Raw genomic sequence first — 22,119 nt, forward strand, 5'->3', positions numbered from 1 at the left:
CATGCCGGCCCGCGTCGTCCGCCAATCGTCATACAAGTGCAACCGAACGGACTTATTCTCGCGCGATCCGCCCACCGGAAGTAGCAAGGAGGTGCCCACCCCATGTTGCGTGCCCTGCCTCCGCCTGCCCGCCTTTCGCGAATCCCGCTCCTCTCCCCGCTGCTCGTCCTGCTCTGTTGCCTGCCGTGGGGCATGGCGGCGGCACAGCCGGTACCTGCCGGGCAGGCTCCCGTGCTGCGCATCCAGGGCTCCAACACCATCGGCGCCGAACTCGTCCCGGCCCTGGTGGCCGGCCTGTTCGAGCAGCAAGGCCTGCGCGAAGTGCGCATCGAGGATGGCGAATCGCCGAACGAACGGCGCGTGCTGGGCCTGGATGCCCAGGGCCGGCTCCTGCAGGCACGGATCAGCGCCCATGGTTCCGGCACCGGCTTCGCCGCCCTGCGCGATGGCAGCGCCGACATCGCCGCCTCCTCGCGGCCGATCAAGGACAGCGAGGCCGCCGCGCTGGCGGCCCTGGGCGACATGCGCGGTCCGCAAGCCGAACAGGTGATCGCCATCGACGGCCTGGCGGTCATCCTCCACCCGGACAACCCGCTGCGCGTCCTCGGCCTCGAACAGGTGGCCCGGGTGTTCGCCGGCGAAGTGAAGACCTGGGAAAAGCTCGGCGGACGCGGCGGCCCCATTCGGCTGTACGCCCGCGACGCCCGCTCGGGCACCTTCGACACCTTCCACGAACTGGTGCTCGAGCCCTGGGGCAAGACGCTCGATGCCGACGCCCGGCGCTTCGAATCGAGCGCCGAGTTGTCCGCCTCGGTCAGCCGGGACCCTGCCGGCATCGGCTTCATCGGCCTGCCCTACGTGCGCGAGGCCAGGGCCCTGGCGATCTCCGCCGGCGAATCCCGGCCGATGCCGCCCGAGCCCGCGCTGGTCGCCACCGAGGACTACCCCCTGTCGCGCCGCCTGTTCCTCTATGAGCGGCCGCGGCAACCCGACACCTGGAGCCGTGCCCTGATCGAATTCGCCCAGAGCCCGCGCGGGCAGGAACTGGTCGAGCGGAACGGCTTCGTCGCGCAGAAAGTGCAGGCGGTGCGCATCGCCCCCCACGCCGACATGCCGCCGGCCTACCAGCAACTGGCCCGCCACGCGCGGCGCCTGTCGGTGAACTTCCGCTTCCAGGAAGGCAGCGCCCTGCTCGACAACAAGGCGCTCCGCGATGTCGAGCGCGTACTCGCCTACCTGCGCGAGCACGGTAAGCTGGAGAATTCGCTGGCGCTGGTCGGCTTCGGCGATCCCAAGCAGGACCCGGAGCGCAGCACCCTGCTGTCGAAGTTGCGAGCGCTGGCGGTGCGCCGCGAACTGGCCAGGGGCGGCGCGACCTTCCGTGAGATCATCGGACTCGGCGACGCCCTGCCGGTGGCGGACAACGGCAGCGAGGAAGGCCGGCTCAAGAACCGCCGGGTCGAGGTCTGGGTGCATTGAAACCCGCCCCTTTCAATTTCATGATGACTTCAACCCCGGCCCTGTCTGGTCTGTGCTGAGACCCACCCCAGCGAGTTTTCAGCAGGGATGAGCGAGTTCAGCATGGAGCCGGTGCTTACTTTGACTGGCACCGCTTTCCGCTCGCTGGGCTCTTGCTTGGCACTTGGAAACCGGGCCGTTCCCAAGGAGTCGTCATGGCCAGGCTCAAGCTCACCAAGTCCGTCGTGGACGCCGCGCAACCCCAGGCGCAGGCCGTCGAGTTGCGGGATACCCAGGTGCCCGGTTTCCTCTGCAAGATCACACCGACCGGGCGCAAGGTGTTCATGCTCCAGTACCGCACCAACGCGGGCGAACGCCGCAAGCCCGCGCTGGGCCTGTTCGGGGAGTTGACCGTCGAACAGGCGCGCTCCTTGGCGCAGGACTGGCTGGCCGAGATTCGCTGGGGCGGCGACCCTGTGCGATGCGCAGTCTCAGGAACTGGAACAGATCAAGGCGGCAGCGGCGAACGCCGAACAAGTGCACCAGCAGGCCGCCCAACAGGCAGCCGAAGCGCTCGTCGCCCTGCGCGCCGAACTGGCCATGCAGACCGCCAGGGCCAGCCAAGCCGATGCACTACGGCAGGAGCTGGACATGGCCCAGGCCGACGCCGCACAAGCGCGCGGACACGCAGCGGAACTGGCCGGCAAGCTCGCCCAGGCCGACGCACAGAATGCCGAACTGCTGGTGCGGCTGGGTCACCGAAGGCGAAGCGGTAGCAGCACAGGCATGGTCGTCCGCCAGCCATGCGAGTGCGCCGACCCACGCCATCGTCATGACGTGCGCGTGCAGCGCGACTGCATCCGACGCGGCATCGCGCGTGCCTCCAAACCGCGCAGGTTCCACCTTGTTTTACGCACGTGGCCGTGCATAAAACAAGGCGGCTGGAGTGGGAAAGCACAGGCACCATGTCATGTACTCGGCCGGTCGTTCGCCATGTCCAGCGGGTGGCTTGCACGCAGACGACAAAGGCCCAAAGCGCGTGCCGCCGAGGGGGAAAGGCGCGGAAGGCGAGATAAAAGGACGCGGCACCCCGGTGTGCGCAAAGCCGGTCTGCACATGGGATTGGCGCGGCACGCGCAGGATCGCGGCACCGTGCCGTCCAACGGCGACAGGCCGCATGCATGCTGGCGCGGTCGCGTGCCGGCTACGCGACAGCACGCCACACAGCGCCAGGGCTGCATGGCGTCCAACGGCTGAAAGAGGCGTCAGGAGCGCGGGGAAGATGGCGCGGCAACGGGGCGCGCGATGAACCGGGCCAGTGGCTCGGTCGGGGCGGCATCAGGCCGCGGCAGATAGGTATTCAACCGGGGCGACAGCCCAGCCAGCGGGCGGCTAGTCACGTCGGAGGTACGGCAGGCGGCGACCTGGGACGCCCCGACCAGCGCCAGGGCATAGCCGGCCGATACCAGGTCAGCATCAGGTCGAGCGAGGCGACTTCCTCGGCCACCAGGGGGCTCAATGTCCACGGCGCGAAGGACGCGCGCGATTTGGCGGCAGTAGCCCATCGCAGATGTGCGGGTCACACATCACCAGCGGATAGCGCAGCACTTCCTCCAGCGGGATGCGCTTGTGGGTCAGTAGGGGATGCCGTACTGGAACGGCCACCACCAGCGGATCGCTCCAGGCCAGTTCGGCCAGCAGGCCGTCGCCGACTTCATCGGACTGCGCGAAACCCACGTCGTACAGGTCGTCGTGCAGCCCCTTGATCTGTTGTTGCGACAGCGGCACTTCGACCAGATGGATATCGACTTCGGGGTCTTCCTCGCGGCACTGCATCAGGAAGGTGCTCAGGCGCGGCGGCGTGATGCCATCGGACAGTGCCACGCGCAGTTGGCCGTCGTAGCCGGCCGCGACGGCCTTGACGCTCTCGCGGGCCTGTTGCAAGGCGGTGAAGATGCGCGGGACGTGCTCCAGGAACATCTGCCCGGCGCGCGACAGGCGGGTGCTGCGCGTGGTGCGGATGAACAGGCGCGTGCCGAGGTCTTCTTCCAGTTCCTTGATAGCGCGTGACAGCGGCGATTGCTCGATATGCAGCCGCTCGGCAGCACGGGCGAAGTGAAGTTCTTCGGCCACGGCCTGGAAGCAGCGAAGATGCCGAAGTTCCATGTTCGCACTTAGCTAGTTTGCGATCTACCTAAACTGCGACATTACGAGACGGTCATACATGCGATCAGACAGGATATGCCGAAGGAACAGGATCACTCCTGATCCCGATGCTCCGTGATAGCGGGGGCGAGGCGCTTTAGCGTTAAGCGCCTTGACGACAAGATCCGTGATAACTCCCGGCGGAGGCATCTTCCTCTTCATCGAGGGAGACTTCTGCATGGCTTCCACCAGTCTGGAATAGGCGCCATCCTTGGAGTGCTTTTCGAGCTCTGCCATCGCCACCGGAAACCACTCGCTGTCCGTTCCTCCCGGCTCGATCACGATTACGTCCACGCCGAAAGGCCGGACCTCCATCCTGAGTGAGTCCGAGTACCCCTCCAGAGCGAATTTCGATGCGTGATACCAGCCGGCCAGAGGGAACGCGCATTTCCCCCCTATCGAGGAGATATTGATGATCTTTCCGAATTGCCTCGCGCGCATGTGTGGGAGACAGAGTTGTGTGAGTCGGGCTACTCCAATGAGATTTACCTCCAGTTGGCGGCGAGCCACCTCAACAGGCACGTCCTCCAACGCTCCCATCTGTCCATAGCCCGCACAATTAATCAGCACGTCGATCTGCCCTTGTTCTCGAATTATTCGATCGACTGCGGCCGTCATCGTGGCATCTTCGGTAACGTCCACCTCCAGCGCGACACCACCACCGCCTTCGATGTCCCGCATCCGGTCAATACGGCGAGCTGCTCCATATACGGCATACCCAGCCGAAAGCAGCCTCAAGGCGAAATCCTTGCCCATACCGGAGGACGCGCCCGTAATCAGGACGACAGGCTTTTTCTTCGTTGTCATGTCTATTTTTCCTCGGTCACTATCAGGGAGTAAGGACGATGCGACCATTGAGAGCGCGACTCTCCATTCGCTGGTGCGCAATAGCAGCGTCACTGAATGGGAGTACGTCGATTTCGGTTTGGCCGAGCCCAGAAGCGACAGCCTTCAGCGCTGCTTCAAGCGCGGGACGCAGCACCTGCGGATGAGACGGAAGATAGGCGCCAGCATTGAAGCCGGACACGGTGGCACTGCCCAGCCACAGGTCGTTGGTCTTCACTTGGTGCCCCCAGTCACCGCTGGCATTGCCAGCGACGATGAGCCGGCTGCCTGGCTTCATCAGCGCGAAGCTATGGCTGCGGACAGCACCACCAACTGGGTCGATGACTACGTCGAACCTCTCGTCGCCAAGAGTTCCTAGCAATGCATCGGAATCGACGATCCGGTCATACGGCAGCTTCGTTTTCGCCGCGACACTCAGCTTGTCCGTGCGCACCGTACCGACCACTCGCGATGCACCGATTTGTTTGGCAATGCCTGGGAATGCAGCGGCAAAGCCGCCAAGTGCATCATGAACGAGGACACTCTCGCCTTGCGCCAGGTGTGCAACTTGAGTCAGGGCGACATGCGCCATCGCCGCGTTTGGTATGACCGCGACAGCGAGTGCCGGGTCGATGCCGGAGCCTTCGATCGACACGACGCCATGCACGGGGGCGATGTACATGGAGGCATAGCCGCCGGTGCCGGCACCGGCCGACATCGATACGACCTTTTCGCCGACCGTGAACCCGACTACGCCCTCGCCGAGTGCACGCACCGTACCTGCTACTTCGAGGCCAGGGACGAAGGGCGGCTGGGCCATGCTTGGCACGTCTTTGAATAGTCTTCGGCGGAAGAAGACATCGACAAGCCCGACCACAGCATGGGTGACATCGATTGCGATTTCACCCGGGCCCGGTGTTGGATCAGGTAACTCCGTAACAACGAGGACGGTTGGGTCTCCGAACTGGGCGGCTTGGACAGCCTTCATAGGAATTTCCTTTGCAATACGGCCTTAGGGAACGTGCCCCAGCTTTACGCACCTAATGATGCGTTAAGTGGAGCATAGCAAAGCCCCGATGTAACGCACACCGAGATGCGTTAAAATTGAGGAATGAAAGAGAGAGCCCGTTCCCCCGAAGACAAGCAGCAACGTTCCGAGGATTTGCTCGACGCAGCCGAGTCCCTTGCGCTAGAACTCGGCGGCGTGCGGTTCGTGACCGTGGCGGCCGTTACCGAGCGTGCGGGCCTGCATCGGACGGGCGTCCGGCGCTACTACGCCAACAAGGAAGAACTACTTCTCGAATTGGCCGAACGCGGCTGGGGGCGATGGCGCGACGCGATCAAAAGCACGCTTGGCACTCGGGAAGGGTTGGAGCCAGTTGAAGTGGCCGAGGTCGTCGCTGAAACCATCATCTCCCTTCCGGTTTTCTGCGATCTTCTGACCCATGTAACCCTGAGTTTGGAAGGCGACGTGGAGATGGAACGGGCACGCCGTTACAAAACCAACGCCTTCGCCATCCACGACAACATCGTTGTCGCGCTGGTTCAGGCCAGCCGGATGACCACCGAACAGATCCAAAACCTGCTAGCCACGACCCTTATGTTGGCAGCGGGCTTCTGGCAGGTATCCCATCCGACACCAACGCTCGCCCGGCTCTACGAGGAAGTGCCGGAATGGGCGCACGTGGCGCTCGATTTCGGCCCGCGTCTCCGCTACCTGCTTCGGGCCATGGCCACGGGACTCGCCGGGTCTGGTAGTCCCGCATGAGGGGCAGGCGCGCTCTTCTCTTCCGTTTCCGATTGCGCCAACTACACGAGTGCCAGAGCGTCTGCACCCGCCGGGAAGTGGAGTTGACCGGAAACGTCGTTAGCGGCCTTCCATACGGTTTCGGCCACGTCGGCTTCCTTGGTCACAGCAGTGACCTCGGTGAACCCGGCGAACACGCTGTGGGCGAACGGTTCGTAGGCTTCGGGAATCAGGCCCTGCATGCGTTGCTGGGAATTGGAGGTGAAGCTGGTCGTAGGACCGTAGCCAGGCTCCACAACTTTGACTCGCACGTCGAAGTCCTTGAGTTCGAGTTCCAATGAAGCGCTAAACCCTTCGATGGCCGTCTTACTGGCCGTGTAGCAAGCAACCAACGGGAACGGGGCCAACGTGGCGCTCGAAGTAACGTTTACGATGGTGCCGGCTCGACGCGCCCGGAACTGCGGGATGATCGCTTGACACATGGCCATGACGCCAAACGTGTTGGTCTCGAAGAGGTCGCGCACGGTGGACATGGGCGTGACCTCAAACGCACCAAACAAGCCGACCCCGGCGTTGTTCACCAGCACGTCGATGGGGCCAGCGGTGTCCAAGGCACGCGCGATGCTGTCAGGTTGGGTCACATCCAGCGCCAAGACACGCAGGTTCTTGGACGCGGGGAGCAGTTCCTCCCGCGGTGTGCGCATCGTGGCAATTACGTTCCAGCCCTGCGCGAGGAAGTAGCGAGCGGTTTCCAGGCCATAGCCGGAAGAACAGCCAGTGATCAGTACAGTTTTCATTTATAGCTCCGATGTGCGAGTCGATTCGGAGCGAACGATAGACGATCACTTCAGGATGATCGATGATATATCATCCATGTTTATTTAGTGATCGTCCATACATGAGCGACCCACTTTCCGAGGTAGTTCGACTTCTGCACCCACGTGCGGCTTTTGCCAACATCATTAGCGGCAAAGGAAACTGGGCTGTGCGCTATTCCGAATTTGGCCTGCCCAGTTTCTGCATCGTATTGAAAGGAAGCTGCCTATTGACGGTTGACAGGCATGAGCAAATCACCATCAGCGCGGGTGATTTCATCCTGCTGCCCACAACACCGGCCTTCACCATATCGAGCTTCGCGCCAGTGCCTCCGGTCTATTTGGACCCCAATAAAGTTGTTCGCGGTAGCGAGCTGCGCTATGGCGAACAAGAAGGCTCCCCAGACATGCGGTCGCTGGGAGGTTCATTCCTGTTCGATTGTTCTGATCCCGGGCTGCTGGTTTCCCTGTTGCCCAAAGTGGTTCACGTGCAGAATTCGGTTCGCTTGTCGCAGTTGGTGCAGATGGTGAGCGAAGAATCCACTGGCCAAAAGCCGGGCAGCGAGTTCATGCTGTCCCGGTTGGTGGAATTGCTGCTCGTGGAAGCAATGCGCTCGGCGGCGGCCGGAAACGCCCCTCCGGGGTTGTTGCGAGGCTTGGGGGATGAGCGAATGGCGCGTGCGCTGAAGCAAATGCATGCTCGTATCGATCATCCTTGGACCGTTGACCAGTTGGCGAAGATTTCGGCCCTTTCCCGTTCCGCGTTCTATGAGCGTTTCACACGCATGGTAGGGGTGGCGCCGATGGAGTATCTGCTCGCGTGGCGCATGGAGATCGCAAAGGATCTGCTTCGCGACAACGGTCTGGCAGTTTCCGAGGTCGCTGAGCGTGTGGGCTACGGTTCGACAAGCACATTCAGCGTTGCATTTAGCAGGCATGTCGGGCAACCACCGAGCCGGTACGCACGGTCAGAATAATCCAGTCCATGGCCCTGGATTGATGTCGCCCGATGACCCAAGGAGCGCTGCTACCGTTCACGTTCGCTGTAAGCACTCTCCCAAGCCGCTCTTCTACGACCGGCTTCCACGGCACCAAACTGAACCCTATGCTGTCATCGAGCATCACGTGGCGCCCACAGGCGAGCATGACGCTACGCTGGTAGATGCCGGCCACTGAGCCGCTTCTCATTTGGTTCTTGGTGCATGCCATACAGGCGATTGGACGTTCGGCTGTATCACACAGGCTTCACGTCCTTGCCGGGCTTTCCAGCCCATCAGCGGATGCAAGAAACCGCTTGACAAAAGATACTTTCAAGGTATTTGCCGCTTGCCGGCAAGGAGCGGATTTATCCGTGATGGAGCACTAAACCGGAAGCATCGCGTCGCGCTTCTCGGCGAGCCACATCGCCCGGCTGCGGCACCTCCGGGAGCGCGTCGGGCGCGCCGTCGAATTTCGCCGGGGAGGCGCACCGGTGGACGGGCAAAGGTCCGAACCGTTCCGGCCGGCCAGGCCCACAGCGTCGAACGAATCTCCGTGTAGATGCGCCAGCCGAATAGTAACCCCTTGTAAATCAATCAGTTGCCGAACCGCTCCAAAGCACTCCAGTCCCCTTGCGATCTGGCACAATGCGCATACTTCCAAGTCGAGGAATCCTTCCATGGCCAAGGCGATGGCACGTCACATTCTGCTCGCCAGCGAAGCCGAGGCCGCGCGGCTGAAGCAACGCCTGGCCGGCGGCGAGGACTTCGCCCGGCTTGCGCGCCGCCATTCGCTCTGCCCCTCCGGCAAGCGTGGCGGCGATCTCGGCGAGATCCGTCCGGGGCAGTTGGTGCGCCCGATCGACCAGGTGATCTTCCGGAAGGCCCTGCGCGAGATCCATGGCCCGGTGAAGTCGCAGTTCGGCTATCACCTGGTGCAGGTGTTCTACCGCGACTGAAGCCCGGCTCCCGCCCGTCGAGCGACGGGCGCACAGGATTTCCCTCTGCAACGCAGCGTCGCCGCTTCCGGCGCCGCCCCCGGGAGCGCATCATGTGCGGGTTGCACCCTCGCGAAAATAGTTATCTGATGACGTACCTCCCCTGACCGGAACCTGTCATGTCCCGCACGCACGCCACAGCCCCCGTACGGAGCGAAACCCTGCAGATCCTCTCCATCGTCTGCTTCTCCTTTCTCGGCTTCATGAGCATCGGCATCCCCATGGCGGTCATGCCCGGGCTGATCCACCACGAACTGGGCTTCAGCACCCTGGTCGCCGGCCTGGTGATCGGCCTGCAGTATCTGGTCACGCTGCTGGTGCGTCCCTTTTCCTGCCGGGTGATCGACAGCGCGGGTCCCAGGCAGGGCGTCGTCTACGGACTGGCCGGTTGCGCCCTGGGCGGCCTGCTGATGCTGCTGGCCACGCTCTGGCTGGCCCTGCCGGCGCTCAGCCTGCTCATCCTGGTGCTCAGCCGCCTGGTGCTGGGCATGGCCCATAGCGTGCTCGGCTCCTCGGCGATCGCCTGGGGAATCGGCCAGGTCGGCATCGCCGGTACCGCCCGGGTGATTTCCTGGAACGGCATCGCCAGCTATGGCGCGATCGGTCTGGGAGCGCCCTTCGGTGTCTGGCTGGTGGAACGCTTCGGCCTGCCCGGCATGGGCGCCAGCGTACTGCTGATCGCCCTCTTCGGGCTCGCCATGGCCTGGCGCAAGGCCGGCGTGCCAGTGGTCGCCGGCGAGCGCCTGGGCTTCCTGGAGGTGCTCGGGCGGGTCTCTCCGCACGGCCTGGCCATGGCCCTCGGCACCCTCGGCTACGGCACCATCGCCGCCTTCATCACCCTCTACTACGGCAGCCGCGGCTGGGCCTGGGCGGAATACGCGATGACCGCCTTCGGCCTAAGCTTCATCGCCGCCCGCCTGCTGTTCGCCCAGGCGATCGACCGGCTCGGCGGCTACCGGGTGGGCATCGCCTCGCTGCTGGTCGAGGCCTGCGGCCTGCTGCTGATCTGGGCGGCGCCCGGCCCGCTGCTGGCGATGCTCGGCGCGGGACTGAGCGGATTCGGCTTCTCGCTGGTGTTTCCGGCCCTGGGCGTGGAAGCGGTGAAGAGCGCGCCGGCCTCGAACCGTGGTGCGGCGATCGGCGCCTATTCGCTGTTTCTCGATCTGGCCCTGGGCGTCGCCGGGCCGCTGATCGGCCTGCTCATCGGCAGCCATGGCTTTCGCCCGATCTTTCTGGTCTGCGCGCTGGCTTCCTTCTGCGGCCTCGGCCTGACCCTGGCCCTGCAGCAGCGCAGCTTCCGCCAGCCCGCCGAAGCCGAGGAGGCAGCGGCGACGGCCGAGCTGGAGTAGCGTCGGCATCAGTGCCGCCGGTCCGGTCGCGACAGCCCGAGCTTCTCGATGCGGTAGCGCAGCATGTCCCGCGTCAGACCCAGCAGGCGCGCCGACTTGGTCACGTTCCAGTCGGTCCTGTCCAGCATGCGCAGCACTAGATCGCGCTCCAGCTCCGGCAGCTTGAGCCCCTCTCCCGCCAGTGCCGCCCCCGGCTCCCGCAACGGCGCCGGGCATGGCTCGCCTCTCTCCATCAGCTCCGGGCAGAGCGCCAGTTGCGCCGGCTCGACCAGCCTGCCCGTCGCCAGCAGCGCGGTCTGTTCCAGCATGTTGCGCAACTCGCGCACGTTGCCCGGCCAGTCGTAATTCTTCAGCAGCGCCCGCGCCCGGGCGCTGAAGGCCAATTCCGGCTTGCCGTAGCGCCTGCCGTGCAGGGCCAGGTAGTGCTCGGCCAGGGCGATCACGTCCTCGCCGCGCTCGCGCAGCGGCGGCACCTTGAGTTCGATGATGCGCAGGCGGAAGAACAGGTCGCGGCGGAACTTGCCCTGCCGCACCATCCGCTCCAGGTTGCAGTTGGTGGCAGCGACGATGCGCAGGTCCACCTTGCGCGCCTTGACCGCCCCCAGCCGACGGATGCTGCGGTCCTCCAGCAGCTTGAGCAACTTGGCCTGCAGCGACAGCTCGATCTCGCCGATCTCGTCGAGGAACAGGGTACCGCCGTCCGCCGCCTCGACCAGGCCGACCCGCCGCTCCTTGGCATCGGTGAAGGCGCCCCGCTCGTGGCCGAACAGCTCCGCCTCCAGGAGATGCGCCGGGATCGAGGCGCAGTTGACTTCGACGAAGGGGCCGTGGCGCCGGGCGCCGTCGAAATGCAGGGCACGGGCGACCAGCTCCTTGCCGGTACCGGTCTCGCCCTCGATCAGCACCACCGGCAGGTCGGCGTCGGTCATCCGGCGTTCCGCCTCCAGCAACTGGCGCACCTTCGTCTTCAGTGCGTGCATCACCGGCGAGTCGCCGATCAGCGCCTCGAGCCCGGCCGCCCTGGCCTCGCGCGCCTGGTAGAAGGACAGCGCGTGCTCCAGCCGTTGGGCTTCGAGCGCCTTGTCGATCAGCAGCTTGAGTTCGGCCAGTACCACCGGCTTGGTCAGGTAGTGGTAGGAACCGGCCTTCATCGCCGCCACCGCGTCTTCCACGTTGCCGTAGCCGGTCATCACGATCGGCTTGATCCGCGGGTCGCTGGCGCGCACCCGGGCGACCAGCTCCAGCCCGCTCATTCCCGGCAGCGAATGGTCGGTCAGCAGCACATCGGGCCGTTGCTCCTCCAGCACGGCCAGGGCCTCCTCGGCCGAAGCGCAGACCCGCGCCTCGTAGCGCCTGCGCTCCAGATAGGTGCGAATGTTGCCCGCCAGCGTCGCATCATCCTCGACGATCAGAATGCTGTGCTCCACCCGGTCATCTCTCCTCTGCAATCCTGAAGACCAGACACACGTCGGTCCCCTGCCTTTCCCGGCTGTCCAGCCGGATGGCACCACCGAAACGCTCCATGATCCGCTTCACCAGCACTAGCCCCACGCCCAGCCCGCCGCGCTTGGTGGTGTGGAAGGCCTTGAAGGCCATCGCCATCTGTTCCGGCGTCATGCCGTCGCCGCTGTCGCCGACGGTCAGGCGCAGGCGCCGCTCCAGTGCATCGACCGCGACGCGGATGCGCAGCGAACCGCCCCGCGGCATGGCCTCGATGGCATTGGCGATCACGCTGTTGAGCGCCTGGACGAGCAGCAGCCGGTGACTGAGCACCGCCGGCACCGCTTGCGCCGGCCAGTCGACGCGGATGTCGGCGGCGCGCAGTTGCCGCTCGAAGGCCTGTAGCACGTCGTCCAGCAGGGCGACCGGGTCCACCGCCTCGCGTTCGCCGCAGAGCGGACGGGAAACGATCAACAGTTCGTTGACGTATTTGGACAGGCGGTCGACCTGGCCGACGATGTCCTCGATATTCCTGCGCGCCGGCGAGTCCTCCACGTCCAACGCCAGCTCCGCGCTGGAACGAATGGCGGCGAGCGGGTTGCGCAGGCTGTGGGCCACGGCGGCGGACATCTCGCCCAGGGCCGCCATCGCCTCGCCGGCGTCCGCCCGCGACCGTCGCCCCGCGAGCCGCCGGAGCATCCAGAACAGCCCGAGCTGGATCGGCAGGCCGCCGAGCACCATGGCCAGCCAGGAGCCCAGGTGGCTTTCCCGCAAGCGGGCGATCGAGTCGATCGGCGCCTTGCGGACCTCCAGCAGAGATGCCTCGTCCTTGAGCGGGATGTAGTGCACGACCCGGAAAAGCAGGCCCGTGCCGAAACGGCCGGTGGTGATGGTCTCGCCACCTTCGAAAGCCTCTTCGAGATCCGGATCGGCGGCTCCGCTGCCGACCAGACGCGGCTCGCTCGACCAGCGGACGATCCGCTCGGGGCCGTACAGGCTGACCCGCTGTACGCCGGGCAGGCCGGCCAGAGGTTCGAGGAATCCCGCGGAGGCGGCACCCTCCGCTCCGACACGGCGCTGCTCCAGCGCGGCGACCGAGCGGATCGCCTGGGCCATGAGCAGACCGTCGCGCCGGGCGTCCTCGATCAGCAGGCAACGGCCGGCGAAAATGGCCAGCGAGATGGCGACCGCCGCGATCGCGGCGAGGCCAGCCAGGGAAAACCATCCGCTCAGGTTGAACCGCTCCGGGATTTCCGCGCCCAAGGTGCTCGCCTCCCAGCGAGAAGGATGCTTCTGGAACCCGACTGGCTCATCCCCTTGGTCATGGCGCGATTCCCGAGCCCATCGCCAGGGTCCGCCAAATCCGGTCGGCGACCGGAACGTCGGGGCTCATGCGAAAATCGCCAGCCTAGCGGCCGCATGTGTCAACTTCGGGTCAGGCACGCCGATTCCCCCCCCCTCGTTCGGCGGGGCGGAAACGGACGAAGCATGGAAACGCGACAGGCGGGCGCCCTCGCGATCGTCGCTCCCGCGCCTACCTAGGGCCTGTTGACGTTTGGGCGTAGGCCGCGACGGAGGCCCGTTTGGCGCAGAACAAGGAACGAGGAGAGAAGTTTGGTCATTCCAAATGAACGACGAGCGACGCTGTGCTGCGCCAAACGGGCCCCGTCCCTGCGGGTGGGGCCGCCCAGGCTGCGCGTCAAATGCCGCCATGCGGCGTTGCGGGTCTTGGCAAGGGAATGACCATTGCCGGCGACCCGCGCCTTGCCGAACGCGGCCCGGCCTGGCGGCATTTGACGCGGCAACGCGGCTCACGCCCAAACGTCAACAGGCCCTAATGGCGCCCGTGGCCCGGATGGTGGAGCGCGCGCAGGTACATGGCGCCGGCCAGCGGCAGTTCGCCCTCCAGTTCGGCCAGGCTGGCGGTCTGCATCGGCACCGGGTCCTGCAGGTGGCCATGGATCAGCAGGCCGGCCAGCGCGCCGACGAGGGGCTGGTGACCGACCAGCAGGAGCTCCGCCTCGCCGCATTCGGCCAGCCGGTCGAGGACCTGGCGCGGATCGACGTCCGGCGTCAGCCAGTCGACCACCCGCAGGCGCGGCGCGCCGTCGAGCAGATCCTTCACCAGCCCGGCGGTCTGCCGGGCGCGCGCATAGGGGCTGCAGAGCATCGTCGGCAATGGCCGGCCGATCAGGTGCAGGGCGGCCTGGCGAGCCTCCTTGCGGCCGTGCCGGGTCAGCTCGCGCTCGGCGTCGGTGCGGGCGTGCGGCTCGGCCTCGCCATGTCGCAGCAGCCAGAGTTTCATGGATGTCTCCTCGCAGCCGAAGCTCAGAAGCCGCTGGTGGAAATGAAATCCACGTCCGTCTTCGGCTCGCCGGTCATCAGCGCCTCGATGACCTGAGCCAGGGTGCGCCCCTCGAAGAGGATGGCGTGCAGACCGGCGACCAGCGGCATGTAGACGCCGAGCTCCTCGGCCTTGGCCTTGAGCACGCGCAGGGTGTTGACCCCTTCGGCCACCTCGCCGAGGCGCGCCACCGCCTCCTCCAGGGCGAGCCCCTGGCCGAGGGCATGACCCACCTGATAGTTGCGGCTCTTCGGCGAGGTGCAGGTGACGATCAGGTCGCCGACCCCGGCCAGGCCGAGGAAGGTCATGGGATTGGCGCCGAGCCGCGCGGCGAAGCGTGTCATCTCGGCGAGGGCGCGGGTGATCAGCATGCTCTTGGTGTTCTCGCCCATGCCCAGCGAAGCGGCCATGCCGGCCATGATCGCGTAGACGTTCTTCAGCGCCCCGCCGAGTTCGACGCCGAAGCGGTCGCCGCTGGCGTAGACGCGGAAGGTGCGCCCGTGCAACACGGCCTGCACCGCCTGGCACAGCGCCTCGTCCTCGCTGGCGATGACCGAGGCGGTCAGCGCGTGCTCGGCGATCTCCCGCGCCAGGTTCGGCCCGGAAAGCACGCCGATGCGCGCTCGAGGCGCGATCTCCTCGATGATCTGGCTCATCAGCTTGAAGCTCTGCGCCTCGATCCCCTTGGTGGTGCTGACCAGCATCTTCCCGTCCAGCAGCGCGGACACCGGCTGCAGCACCTGGCGCAGGGCGCTGGAAGGCAGCACGACGAAGATCAGCTCGCTGGCCGATACCGTCGCGGCGAGATCGGTGACCGGCTCGATGCCGGGCAGCACCCGGACCCCCTTCAGGTAGCGCGGATTCTCCCGCCGGGTGCGGATCGCCTCGGCCTGCTCCGGATCGCGCATCCACAGCCGCACGACGTGCCCGTTCTCCGCCAACAGATTGGCAAGCGCCGTGCCGAAGCTGCCGCCGCCGAGCACCGCGATGGGTTGTCTTGCAATCATCTCGTTCCTCCAGTACGGCAATGGAGCGGCATTATACGGACAGGACGGGGTCGTCGCGACCGATCATCGGCCAGCCCTTGCGCGGGCGGCGGCACCGGCGTAAGCATTTCGAAACGCAGGCGAACTCCCCCAGGGCCGTCGACGGCTCTTCCTCTCCTCAACAAGTGGTAGACTAGGCAATTACGGCCGACCTCCGTCACTCCGCCTCCATGCCTTAGTACTGCCAACCACGACGCCATGGCAGGGGTGACCGTGCTCGGCATTGTGACTTTCAACGCCAGGCAACAGTCTATGACTAGGCTGCCGAAATCGTACCCCCGTTGCCTGCGGCCACCAGACGTTTCGTCCGCCTTCACGAACGGACCATTGAGGAATCTGCATGACCAAACAACACGCCTATACCCGGGAAGACCTGCTGCGCTGCGCTCGCGGCGAGCTGTTCGGTCCGGGTAATGCGCAACTGCCCGCCCCCAATATGTTGATGGTCGATCGCATCACGCATATCAGCGATGTCGGCGGCAAGTACGGCAAGGGCGAAATGGTCGCCGAACTGGACATCAATCCCGACCTGTGGTTCTTCGCCTGCCACTTCGAAGGAGATCCGGTCATGCCCGGCTGCCTCGGCCTCGACGCCATGTGGCAACTGGTCGGCTTCTACCTGGGCTGGCAGGGCAATCCGGGCCGCGGCCGGGCGCTGGGCTCGGGCGAAGTCAAATTCTTCGGCCAGGTGCTGCCGACGGCGAAGAAACTCACCTACAACATCCACATCAAGCGCACCATCAGCCGCTCGCTGATCCTCGGCATCGCCGACGGCACGGTCAGCGTCGATGGCCGCGAGATCTACAGCGCCGAAGGCCTGCGCGTCGGCCTGTTCACCTCTACCGACAGCTTCTGAAGGACACCCACATGCGTCGCGTCGTGATCACTGGCCTCGGCATCGTATCCTGCCTGGGCAATGACAAGGACACCGTATCCGCCAATCTGCGTGCCGGCCGGCCAGGGATTCGCTACAACCCCTCCTATGCCGAAATGGGCCTGCGCAGCCAGGTATCCGGTTCCGTCGACCTGGACCTGGAAGCGCTGATCGACCGCAAGGTCTACCGCTTCATGGGTGACGCCGCCGCCTTCGCCTACCTGTCCATGGAACAGGCGATCAAGGACGCCGGCCTGACCGCCGAACAGATCTCCGATCCGCGTGTCGGCCTGATCGCGGGCAGCGGCGGCGCTTCCACCTTCAACCAGATGGAAGCCATGGACATCCTGCGCGACAAGGGCGTCAAGCGCGTCGGTCCCTATCGCGTGCCGCGCACCATGGGCAGCACCGTCTCCGCCTGCCTGGCCACGCCCTTCAAGATCAAGGGCGTGAACTACTCGATCTCCTCGGCCTGCGCCACCAGCGCCCACTGCATCGGCAGCGCCATGGAGCAGATCCTGATGGGCAAGCAGGACATGGTCTTCGCCGGCGGCGGCGAAGAGGAGCACTGGAGCCAGAGCTTCCTGTTCGACGCCATGGGCGCCCTCTCCACCCAGTACAACGCCACCCCGGAGAAAGCCTCGCGCGCCTATGACGCCAAGCGCGACGGCTTCGTCATCGCCGGCGGCGGCGGCATGGTGGTGGTCGAGGAACTGGAGCACGCCCTCAAGCGCGGCGCGAAGATCTACGCCGAAATCGTCGGCTACGGCGCCACCTCCGACGGCTACGACATGGTCGCCCCGAGCGGCGAAGGCGCGGTGCGTTGCATGCAACTGGCGCTGGCCACGGTCGACGGCCCGATCGACTACCTGAACACCCACGGCACCTCGACCCCGGTCGGCGACCTGGCCGAAGCCAAGGCCGTGCGCAACGTGTTCGGCGACAAGGCCCCGGCGATCAGCTCGACCAAGAGCCTGTCCGGCCACTCGCTGGGCGCCGCCGGCGTGCAGGAAGCGATCTACAGCCTGCTGATGATGGAAGGCGACTTCATCGCCGGCTCGGCCAACATCGAGGAACTGGACCCGGAAGTGGCCGACCTGCCGATCGTCCGCCAGACCCGCGAGAACGTCGTCCTGAACACCGTGATGAGCAACAGCTTCGGCTTCGGCGGCACCAATGCCACCCTGGTGTTCAAGCGCTGGCAGGGCTGAGCCCACCCCACTCGCCATGCAGACGCCCCGCTATGCCGGGGCGTCCTGCTTTTCGCGCCCTACTCCTGGCGAAAGGACGGATCGGCGACGAATTGCCAGTCGGCATAGCGGGTCATTCCCTCGAAATGCTCCCATTCCGGCGGAAAGTTCGCGCTCTTCAACGGACGCCGTTCGGACAGGCTGTAGACGCCGGCGATGCGCCCGTCGGTCGAGCGGATCAGCCCCCACTCGCGGCTGCCGGTGACGGGGTCGGCGTAGAGCCGGCGCAGATGGCGCTGCCGCTTGATCTGCCGGCGGTCCTCCAGCAGCTCCTCGAGGCTCTGCGGATACTGGGCGACGCCCGACGCGCTGCGGTAGTAGCTGCGTAGCGCCTTGGCGTACTGGTCGCCGATCCACAGCAGATCGCGCTCCTTGTCGCGCCGGCTGGCGGTCGACCAGAGCTGGCCGGCCGCGGCCAGCGCGCCGCCCATCAGCGCGACGAGGAACAGCACGCCCAGGTAGGTGAAGCCCCGCTGGCCGCGCACCGGATCACCACTCGGCATACAGGCTGCCGTCCCTGGCCCGCCCGTCCGCGCCGCTCCTGATGTCGGCGACGCCGCCGGGAATGCCCTCCGCCGGCGGCAACAGCAGCCACTGATCGCTGCGCTCGGTGATCGGGTCCACCGGCAGGGCACGCAGGTAGCGCTGCTCCACCAGCGTCTCCAGGTTCTCCGGATAGCTCCCGGTGTCGCCGTAGTACTGGTCCAGGGCATCGCGCATCACCGCCAGGCTCTGCCTGAGGGTGGTTTCCCGCGACTGTTCGAGACTGGAGAAATAGCGCGGCACGGCGATGGTCAGCAGGCTGGCGATGATCGCCATGACCACCAGCAGTTCGATCAGGGTGAATCCGCTCCGTCGTTTCATGCTCACCACTCCCGGTACGGAATGCCGTTGAGCCCGCGCCCTCCGGACAGGGAATGAACGTCGTAGACGTCCTCGCCCTCCTGGGGGTTCTCCGCGGAGCTGTCGTAGCTGCGCAGCCCCCAGCTTTCCGGCGCCTTCATGCCCGGCTCGGCGAAGGGATCGCGGGGAATCCGCCGCAGGAAATACAGCTTGCTGCCCGAGGGGTTGCGCTGGTCGCGCACCCCCTCCACCAGCACCTCGAGCGAGGGCGGATAGCCGCTGCCGAGGGCGGACTTCTCGATGAAGCCGGCGTCGGCCGCCTCCTTGTAGGCGTCGATCGCATCGCGGATACGGTACAGCGCGTTCTTCAATTCCTGCTCCTTGCCACGGCGGATCACCGTTTCGGTCAGCGGCGCGGCCATGCCGACCAGCAGCCCGAGGATCGCCAGGGCGACCACCAGCTCCAGCAGCGAGAAGCCGCGCGCGCGCCGCGGCCAGTCGTTCATGGCCGCTCCAGCCCGGCGGCGGCCAGCGGCTCGGAAGCCTGACCGCGCAGAGCGGCCCCGGCCTTGCGCGGCAGTGCGGCCGGACGCAGGCGCAGACTGCTCTCGGTGCCGGACTCGAATTCCATGTCGTAGGGATTCTGGTACGGCAGGTTGCGCACGATGCGCGGGGTGATCGAGAGCACCAGCTCGGACTTGCTCAGGGTGTCCTTGTTGCTGCCGAACAGCCGGCCGATGCCGGGGATATCGCCCAGTCCGGGGATGCGGTCGCCCGACTTGCCCTGATCGTTGCGCATCAGGCCGGCCAGCACCTGGGTTTCGCCGTTGCGCAGGCGCAGGGTGGTGACCGCGTTGCGGGTATCGACCTGGATCGGGATGGTCCCCGCCTCCGTGCGCGTCAACTGGGTGGCGTTGCTCACTTCCAGCCCCACCTTGATGGCCACCTCGTCGTTCAGGTGGATGGTCGGCTCGACTTCCAGTTTCAGGCCCACGTCCAGGTAGGTGATGTTCTCGGTGATCACCGGCCCCTGGGTCGAGGGCGTCGAGGTGGCGCTGACCACCGGCACCCGTTCGCCGATGTGGATGCGCGCCTGCTCGCGGTTGCTCACCCGCAGCACCGGGCTGGCGAGGGTGTTGACGTCGCTGTCGTTGGCGTTGATTTTCAGCGTCGGCGACGGCGAGAAGTTGATGCGGTCGGAATCGATGCCGCGCAACTGGCCGAGAATGCTCACCGCGCTGGTGCCATCCTCGGCGAGGATGCCGAAGGTGTTCGGCCACTGCAGGCCGAGGTCGAGGATGCGCTTGCGCGACACCTCCATCACCTCCAGTTCCAGCACCACCTCGGGATTGGCCTGGTCCTGGGCCAGGAACAGCCGCTCGGCCAGGTGCACCGCGTCCGGTGTGTCGCGCATGGTCAGGGTGTTGAGGCGCTCGTCGACGAACACGTCGCGGGTCTTGAGCAGGGTCTTGACCATGTTCAGCGCGGTATTGGCGTCGATGTTGGTCAGGTAGAAGGTCTTCAGCACCAGTTCCTGGTAGTCCTTGAGCTTCTGCGGGGTGTTCGGATAGATCAGCACGGTGTTTTCGTTGACCACCTTGTGCTTCAACTGGCCCTGCTGCAGCAGCAGGTCCACCGCCTCCTCGATGGGCACCTGGCGCACGTAGATGGTCGCCTTGAGGTCCGGGCTCACATCCTGGTCGAAGATGAAGTTCATTCCCGCGGTCTGCGCCAGCACCTCGAACACCAGCTTCAGGTTGGCCTCGCGGAACTCCAGGCTCACCGGCTGCTGCAGCCTGGAGCGCAGCTGCGGATAGGCGACGGCGGTCTGCGCGCGGGTGCCCTCGATGCCCGCCTGCAGGGCCAGCGCGCCCTCGTGCTGCGGCTCCAGGGCGAGGATCGAGCGCACCAGCCGCTCGGCCCCGGCGAGGTCGCCGCGGCTCAGGGCCAGCCCGGCCTGGCGGTAATGCTCGGCGACGTTGCGCAACTGAACGATCTGGCGCATGCCTTCGGCGGCCCGGGCATTGCCCGGCTCGATGGCCAGCACTCGCTGGAAGGCGACCTGTGCGGCCTCGTTGTCGCGCGCGACGCGCGCCTTTTCGGCCTGGCCCAGCAACCTGGAGACCGCCAGCGCGCGCTGGGTGGCCAGGGCGATCTGCACGCCGGTGTCGTCCGGCGCCCGATGCGCGGCCTCGGCCAGTTGCACCAGCCCTTCCTCATAGCGGCCCTGGTCGATCAGGGCGATGCCTTCCTTGGCGGGCTGCCCGGCGCAGCCGGACAGCAGCACGCCGCCCAGCAGCACGGGCAACCAGAAGGCAGCTGCGGCCTTGCGCATTGCGATGGTCATGGATTGTCTCCCACGGACAGCGACTGGGTCTGGTTCAGCGGCAGGTAGACGAGGGTCAGTTCGTCGTCGGCGATTCTCTCCAGCCGGTAGGTGCCGTCGATCACCTCGCCGGCCTCCACCGTGTGCAGGCGATCCCCCTGCAGCAGAAAGACCCTGAGGCGAACACTGTCGTCCAGCCTCCCGACGAATTCGAAGGGCAACGGCGGCGCCACCGGCGCGGCCGGCGGCCTCGCCACGAGCGCCGACGGTGATGCGCTCCCGGACGCCGGACGTGACGCGCGCCAACTGCGTGCGGCGAACAGATCCGCCTGCGGCACCGGCGTCCCGCTCGCCGGCCCGCCGCGTACCCCGTGCGCTTCGGGACGGACTTCCCCGGAGCGCGTCTCGGGCTTGGCGACCGCCCCGCCGGGACGCGCCTCCAGCGCCAGGAGTTCTTCCTCCTGCGGGAAGAACTCGGGCAACAGCGCCAGCAGTCCCGCGCCACCGAGAAACGCCAGCCAGCCCAGCAGTCGTCGCCTTTCCATCACCACCTCGACAGATAGAGCGTCATGCGGATGCGGCCATCGAGTTCGGTTTCATGGATTTCCTTGCGCTTGAACTCGACATCCTCCAGCACCAGCGCCGGCACCTCGGCCATCACGCTGTGCAGGAAGCGGCGCAACTGCGGATAACCGGCGCGCACCGGCAGGAGGATGCGATAGCGCGCCAGACGGGTTTTCGGGTCGATGCCGAGGGAATATTCGCCACGGGCCAGCGACAGCTTCTCCGCCCGCGCCACTGCGTAGATGCGATCGATGGCGGCAGTCGCCGCCGGCTGCGCCGGCAGTTGGCGGTGGAAGTCGACCAGTTGCTGGCCGGGCCCCAGGGGCGGCGCCTCCATCCCCTGCGCGATGCGCGCCTGGCGCTCGCGGGTCTCGACGATACGCCCGGCCAGTGCCTCGCGCTCCTGCCAGGCCGGCCACAGGACCAGCAGCCCGTGAGCCGCAGCCAGCGCCAGCAGCGCGGCGCCGGCGGCGCCCGGCCAGCCCAGCCGGCGCAGCCGCTCGCGAAGGATCAGCCTATGGACGCCCATCCGGCACCTCCCAGGTCGCCAGCAGGTTGAAACGGATCGGCCGCTCCGCCACCTGGACCAGCACCTCATGGTCGAGCAGCGACACATCGCTCAGCCCGTCGCTGTCCTCCAGGCGCTGGTGGAACGCCAGCATGGCCTCCAGGTCGCGTGCCTCGGCGCTGATCCGCAGCAGCCGCTTGCGCGCGTCCGGGGCCAGGGAAAGCAGGGCGACATCCTTGAGCGGCAAGCCTTCCAGGGTGGCGAACAGCCCGTTCCACGGCAGGTTCAGCGCCGCCGAGACCCGGCGCATTTCCGCCAGGCTGGCCTGCTGGGCCAGGGCGTCGGCCTTCGACAGCGGCGCCTGGCGGAGTTCGTCGTGCCGCTCCGGCTGCAGCCGGGCCAGCTCCTGCGCGGCCCGTGCCCGCTCCGCATCGACGCGCTGTTGCAGCGCCCAGAGCGCGCCGGCCAGCAGCAGCCCGGCGGCCAGCAGCGCCCAGCCGAGCGGGCTGGCGACGGAGCGGCGCTGGAAATCGAGTTCGAGGAGGCGCAT

23 protein-coding genes and 2 pseudogenes are annotated in these 22,119 nt (G+C 66.3%); 8 read left to right on the plus strand and 17 right to left on the minus strand.

Going from position 1 to position 22,119, the window contains the following annotated elements; all coding sequences use genetic code 11:
• Window positions 1-102: 102 nt before the first annotated feature.
• Window positions 103-1,479 (plus strand): substrate-binding domain-containing protein, encoded by a 1,377-nt coding sequence (locus AVCA_RS13150; RefSeq protein ID WP_231876208.1) that lies wholly within the window; start codon window positions 103-105, stop codon window positions 1,477-1,479.
• A 194-nt stretch (window positions 1,480-1,673) separates the two neighbouring features.
• Window positions 1,674-1,934 (plus strand): annotated as a pseudogene (locus AVCA_RS24990) (Arm DNA-binding domain-containing protein); the annotation flags it as partial.
• A gap of 157 nt (window positions 1,935-2,091) precedes the next feature.
• On the opposite strand, the gene AVCA_RS13155 reads toward AVCA_RS24990, so the two are convergent.
• The 4 genes and pseudogenes from AVCA_RS13155 to AVCA_RS13170 form a co-directional block, all read right to left on the minus strand.
• Window positions 2,092-2,292 (minus strand): hypothetical protein, encoded by a 201-nt coding sequence (locus tag AVCA_RS13155; protein WP_012701448.1) that lies wholly within the window; start codon window positions 2,290-2,292, stop codon window positions 2,092-2,094.
• A gap of 431 nt (window positions 2,293-2,723) precedes the next feature.
• A pseudogene (locus AVCA_RS13160) lies at window positions 2,724-3,624 on the minus strand (LysR family transcriptional regulator).
• Between the two features lie 24 nt (window positions 3,625-3,648).
• Complete coding sequence (locus AVCA_RS13165; RefSeq protein WP_041807241.1) at window positions 3,649-4,470, minus strand: oxidoreductase; 822 nt, start codon at window positions 4,468-4,470, stop codon at window positions 3,649-3,651.
• A gap of 22 nt (window positions 4,471-4,492) precedes the next feature.
• On the minus strand, window positions 4,493-5,476 hold the full coding sequence (locus AVCA_RS13170; protein WP_072432530.1) for a quinone oxidoreductase family protein: 984 nt from the start codon (window positions 5,474-5,476) through the stop codon (window positions 4,493-4,495).
• A gap of 123 nt (window positions 5,477-5,599) precedes the next feature.
• Here AVCA_RS13170 and AVCA_RS13175 point away from each other — a divergent pair, with 123 nt between their 5' ends.
• A complete protein-coding gene (locus AVCA_RS13175) occupies window positions 5,600-6,256 on the plus strand; it encodes a TetR/AcrR family transcriptional regulator (protein ID WP_072432529.1) in 657 nt (218 codons plus the stop codon).
• A gap of 41 nt (window positions 6,257-6,297) precedes the next feature.
• On the opposite strand, the gene AVCA_RS13180 is transcribed toward AVCA_RS13175, so the two are convergent.
• Window positions 6,298-7,032, minus strand: coding sequence for an SDR family oxidoreductase (locus AVCA_RS13180; RefSeq protein WP_012701452.1), 735 nt, complete (start codon window positions 7,030-7,032; stop codon window positions 6,298-6,300).
• 101 nt (window positions 7,033-7,133) lie between these two features.
• On the opposite strand from AVCA_RS13180, the gene AVCA_RS13185 reads away from it, so the two are divergent.
• On the plus strand, window positions 7,134-8,027 hold the full coding sequence (locus AVCA_RS13185; RefSeq protein WP_236616159.1) for an AraC family transcriptional regulator: 894 nt from the start codon (window positions 7,134-7,136) through the stop codon (window positions 8,025-8,027).
• Here AVCA_RS13185 and AVCA_RS24995 read toward each other — a convergent pair.
• Window positions 7,978-8,259 carry a DUF3363 domain-containing protein gene (locus tag AVCA_RS24995; protein ID WP_081434889.1) on the minus strand — a complete coding sequence of 94 codons (282 nt, stop codon included), beginning with the start codon at window positions 8,257-8,259 and terminating at the stop codon, window positions 7,978-7,980. The genes AVCA_RS13185 and AVCA_RS24995 overlap by 50 nt on opposite strands.
• A gap of 448 nt (window positions 8,260-8,707) precedes the next feature.
• Between AVCA_RS24995 and AVCA_RS13190 the strand changes: the two genes are divergently transcribed.
• Both AVCA_RS13190 and AVCA_RS13195 read left to right on the plus strand, forming a co-directional pair.
• Window positions 8,708-8,986 (plus strand): peptidylprolyl isomerase, encoded by a 279-nt coding sequence (locus AVCA_RS13190; protein WP_012701454.1) that lies wholly within the window; start codon window positions 8,708-8,710, stop codon window positions 8,984-8,986.
• A 158-nt stretch (window positions 8,987-9,144) separates the two neighbouring features.
• Complete coding sequence (locus tag AVCA_RS13195; RefSeq protein WP_012701455.1) at window positions 9,145-10,374, plus strand: MFS transporter; 1,230 nt, start codon at window positions 9,145-9,147, stop codon at window positions 10,372-10,374.
• Window positions 10,375-10,382: 8 nt separating this feature from the next.
• On the opposite strand, the gene AVCA_RS13200 is transcribed toward AVCA_RS13195, so the two are convergent.
• The 4 genes from AVCA_RS13200 to AVCA_RS13215 form a co-directional block, all read right to left on the minus strand.
• The gene (locus AVCA_RS13200; protein WP_012701456.1) at window positions 10,383-11,801 is read right to left on the minus strand and encodes a sigma-54-dependent transcriptional regulator; all 1,419 of its coding nucleotides are present in this window, start codon (window positions 11,799-11,801) and stop codon (window positions 10,383-10,385) included.
• Between the two features lie 4 nt (window positions 11,802-11,805).
• Window positions 11,806-13,077 carry a sensor histidine kinase gene (locus AVCA_RS13205; RefSeq protein WP_012701457.1) on the minus strand — a complete coding sequence of 424 codons (1,272 nt, stop codon included), beginning with the start codon at window positions 13,075-13,077 and terminating at the stop codon, window positions 11,806-11,808.
• A gap of 571 nt (window positions 13,078-13,648) precedes the next feature.
• The gene (sixA, locus tag AVCA_RS13210) at window positions 13,649-14,119 is read right to left on the minus strand and encodes a phosphohistidine phosphatase SixA (RefSeq protein WP_012701458.1); all 471 of its coding nucleotides are present in this window, start codon (window positions 14,117-14,119) and stop codon (window positions 13,649-13,651) included.
• 23 nt (window positions 14,120-14,142) lie between these two features.
• Window positions 14,143-15,165, minus strand: coding sequence for an NAD(P)H-dependent glycerol-3-phosphate dehydrogenase (locus AVCA_RS13215; protein ID WP_012701459.1), 1,023 nt, complete (start codon window positions 15,163-15,165; stop codon window positions 14,143-14,145).
• Between the two features lie 379 nt (window positions 15,166-15,544).
• Here AVCA_RS13215 and fabA point away from each other — a divergent pair, with 379 nt between their 5' ends.
• Window positions 15,545-16,060, plus strand: coding sequence for a 3-hydroxyacyl-[acyl-carrier-protein] dehydratase FabA (gene fabA, locus AVCA_RS13220; protein ID WP_012701461.1), 516 nt, complete (start codon window positions 15,545-15,547; stop codon window positions 16,058-16,060).
• 11 nt (window positions 16,061-16,071) lie between these two features.
• On the plus strand, window positions 16,072-17,289 hold the full coding sequence (fabB, locus tag AVCA_RS13225; RefSeq protein WP_012701462.1) for a beta-ketoacyl-ACP synthase I: 1,218 nt from the start codon (window positions 16,072-16,074) through the stop codon (window positions 17,287-17,289).
• A gap of 59 nt (window positions 17,290-17,348) precedes the next feature.
• Here the strand turns inward: fabB and AVCA_RS13230 are convergent, their stop codons facing one another.
• The 7 genes from AVCA_RS13230 to AVCA_RS13260 are packed head-to-tail and all read right to left on the minus strand — an operon-like array spanning window position 17,349 to window position 22,119.
• The gene (locus tag AVCA_RS13230; protein WP_012701463.1) at window positions 17,349-17,831 is read right to left on the minus strand and encodes a hypothetical protein; all 483 of its coding nucleotides are present in this window, start codon (window positions 17,829-17,831) and stop codon (window positions 17,349-17,351) included.
• Entirely contained in the window at window positions 17,818-18,192 is a 375-nt protein-coding gene (locus AVCA_RS13235; RefSeq protein ID WP_012701464.1) for a type II secretion system protein, read from the minus strand. Before AVCA_RS13235 ends, AVCA_RS13230 begins: the two co-directional genes overlap by 14 nt.
• A gap of 2 nt (window positions 18,193-18,194) precedes the next feature.
• Window positions 18,195-18,677 carry a type II secretion system protein gene (locus AVCA_RS13240; RefSeq protein ID WP_012701465.1) on the minus strand — a complete coding sequence of 161 codons (483 nt, stop codon included), beginning with the start codon at window positions 18,675-18,677 and terminating at the stop codon, window positions 18,195-18,197.
• Entirely contained in the window at window positions 18,674-20,518 is a 1,845-nt protein-coding gene (locus tag AVCA_RS13245; protein WP_012701466.1) for a secretin N-terminal domain-containing protein, read from the minus strand. Before AVCA_RS13245 ends, AVCA_RS13240 begins: the two co-directional genes overlap by 4 nt.
• Window positions 20,515-21,042: a hypothetical protein gene (locus AVCA_RS13250; RefSeq protein ID WP_012701467.1), complete on the minus strand. Its 528-nt coding sequence runs from the start codon at window positions 21,040-21,042 to the stop codon at window positions 20,515-20,517. The genes AVCA_RS13245 and AVCA_RS13250 overlap by 4 nt, the downstream gene beginning before the upstream one ends.
• Window positions 21,042-21,590 (minus strand): GspMb/PilO family protein, encoded by a 549-nt coding sequence (locus AVCA_RS13255; RefSeq protein ID WP_012701468.1) that lies wholly within the window; start codon window positions 21,588-21,590, stop codon window positions 21,042-21,044. Before AVCA_RS13255 ends, AVCA_RS13250 begins: the two co-directional genes overlap by 1 nt.
• Window positions 21,577-22,119: a hypothetical protein gene (locus AVCA_RS13260; protein WP_012701469.1), complete on the minus strand. Its 543-nt coding sequence runs from the start codon at window positions 22,117-22,119 to the stop codon at window positions 21,577-21,579. The genes AVCA_RS13255 and AVCA_RS13260 overlap by 14 nt, the downstream gene beginning before the upstream one ends.

The sequence above is a fragment of the Azotobacter vinelandii CA genome (genome assembly GCF_000380335.1).
Lineage (GTDB): Bacteria > Pseudomonadota > Gammaproteobacteria > Pseudomonadales > Pseudomonadaceae > Azotobacter > Azotobacter vinelandii.

Coding starts and splice junctions, on each gene's coding strand:
- AVCA_RS13215 (WP_012701459.1), bottom strand. CDS start 15,165: ATGATTGCAAGACAACCCATCGCGGTGCTCGGCGGCGGCAGCTTCGGC.
- AVCA_RS13180 (WP_012701452.1), bottom strand. CDS start 7,032: ATGAAAACTGTACTGATCACTGGCTGTTCTTCCGGCTATGGCCTGGAA.
- AVCA_RS13230 (WP_012701463.1), bottom strand. CDS start 17,831: ATGCCGAGTGGTGATCCGGTGCGCGGCCAGCGGGGCTTCACCTACCTG.
- AVCA_RS13175 (WP_072432529.1), top strand. CDS start 5,600: ATGAAAGAGAGAGCCCGTTCCCCCGAAGACAAGCAGCAACGTTCCGAG.
- AVCA_RS13170 (WP_072432530.1), bottom strand. CDS start 5,476: ATGAAGGCTGTCCAAGCCGCCCAGTTCGGAGACCCAACCGTCCTCGTT.
- sixA (WP_012701458.1), bottom strand. CDS start 14,119: ATGAAACTCTGGCTGCTGCGACATGGCGAGGCCGAGCCGCACGCCCGC.
- AVCA_RS13235 (WP_012701464.1), bottom strand. CDS start 18,192: ATGAAACGACGGAGCGGATTCACCCTGATCGAACTGCTGGTGGTCATG.
- fabA (WP_012701461.1), top strand. CDS start 15,545: ATGACCAAACAACACGCCTATACCCGGGAAGACCTGCTGCGCTGCGCT.
- fabB (WP_012701462.1), top strand. CDS start 16,072: ATGCGTCGCGTCGTGATCACTGGCCTCGGCATCGTATCCTGCCTGGGC.
- AVCA_RS13260 (WP_012701469.1), bottom strand. CDS start 22,119: ATGCGCCTCCTCGAACTCGATTTCCAGCGCCGCTCCGTCGCCAGCCCG.
- AVCA_RS13195 (WP_012701455.1), top strand. CDS start 9,145: ATGTCCCGCACGCACGCCACAGCCCCCGTACGGAGCGAAACCCTGCAG.
- AVCA_RS13250 (WP_012701467.1), bottom strand. CDS start 21,042: ATGGAAAGGCGACGACTGCTGGGCTGGCTGGCGTTTCTCGGTGGCGCG.
- AVCA_RS13245 (WP_012701466.1), bottom strand. CDS start 20,518: ATGACCATCGCAATGCGCAAGGCCGCAGCTGCCTTCTGGTTGCCCGTG.
- AVCA_RS13155 (WP_012701448.1), bottom strand. CDS start 2,292: ATGACGATGGCGTGGGTCGGCGCACTCGCATGGCTGGCGGACGACCAT.
- AVCA_RS13240 (WP_012701465.1), bottom strand. CDS start 18,677: ATGAACGACTGGCCGCGGCGCGCGCGCGGCTTCTCGCTGCTGGAGCTG.
- AVCA_RS13165 (WP_041807241.1), bottom strand. CDS start 4,470: ATGACAACGAAGAAAAAGCCTGTCGTCCTGATTACGGGCGCGTCCTCC.
- AVCA_RS13185 (WP_236616159.1), top strand. CDS start 7,134: ATGAGCGACCCACTTTCCGAGGTAGTTCGACTTCTGCACCCACGTGCG.
- AVCA_RS13150 (WP_231876208.1), top strand. CDS start 103: ATGTTGCGTGCCCTGCCTCCGCCTGCCCGCCTTTCGCGAATCCCGCTC.
- AVCA_RS13190 (WP_012701454.1), top strand. CDS start 8,708: ATGGCCAAGGCGATGGCACGTCACATTCTGCTCGCCAGCGAAGCCGAG.
- AVCA_RS13255 (WP_012701468.1), bottom strand. CDS start 21,590: ATGGGCGTCCATAGGCTGATCCTTCGCGAGCGGCTGCGCCGGCTGGGC.
- AVCA_RS24995 (WP_081434889.1), bottom strand. CDS start 8,259: ATGGCATGCACCAAGAACCAAATGAGAAGCGGCTCAGTGGCCGGCATC.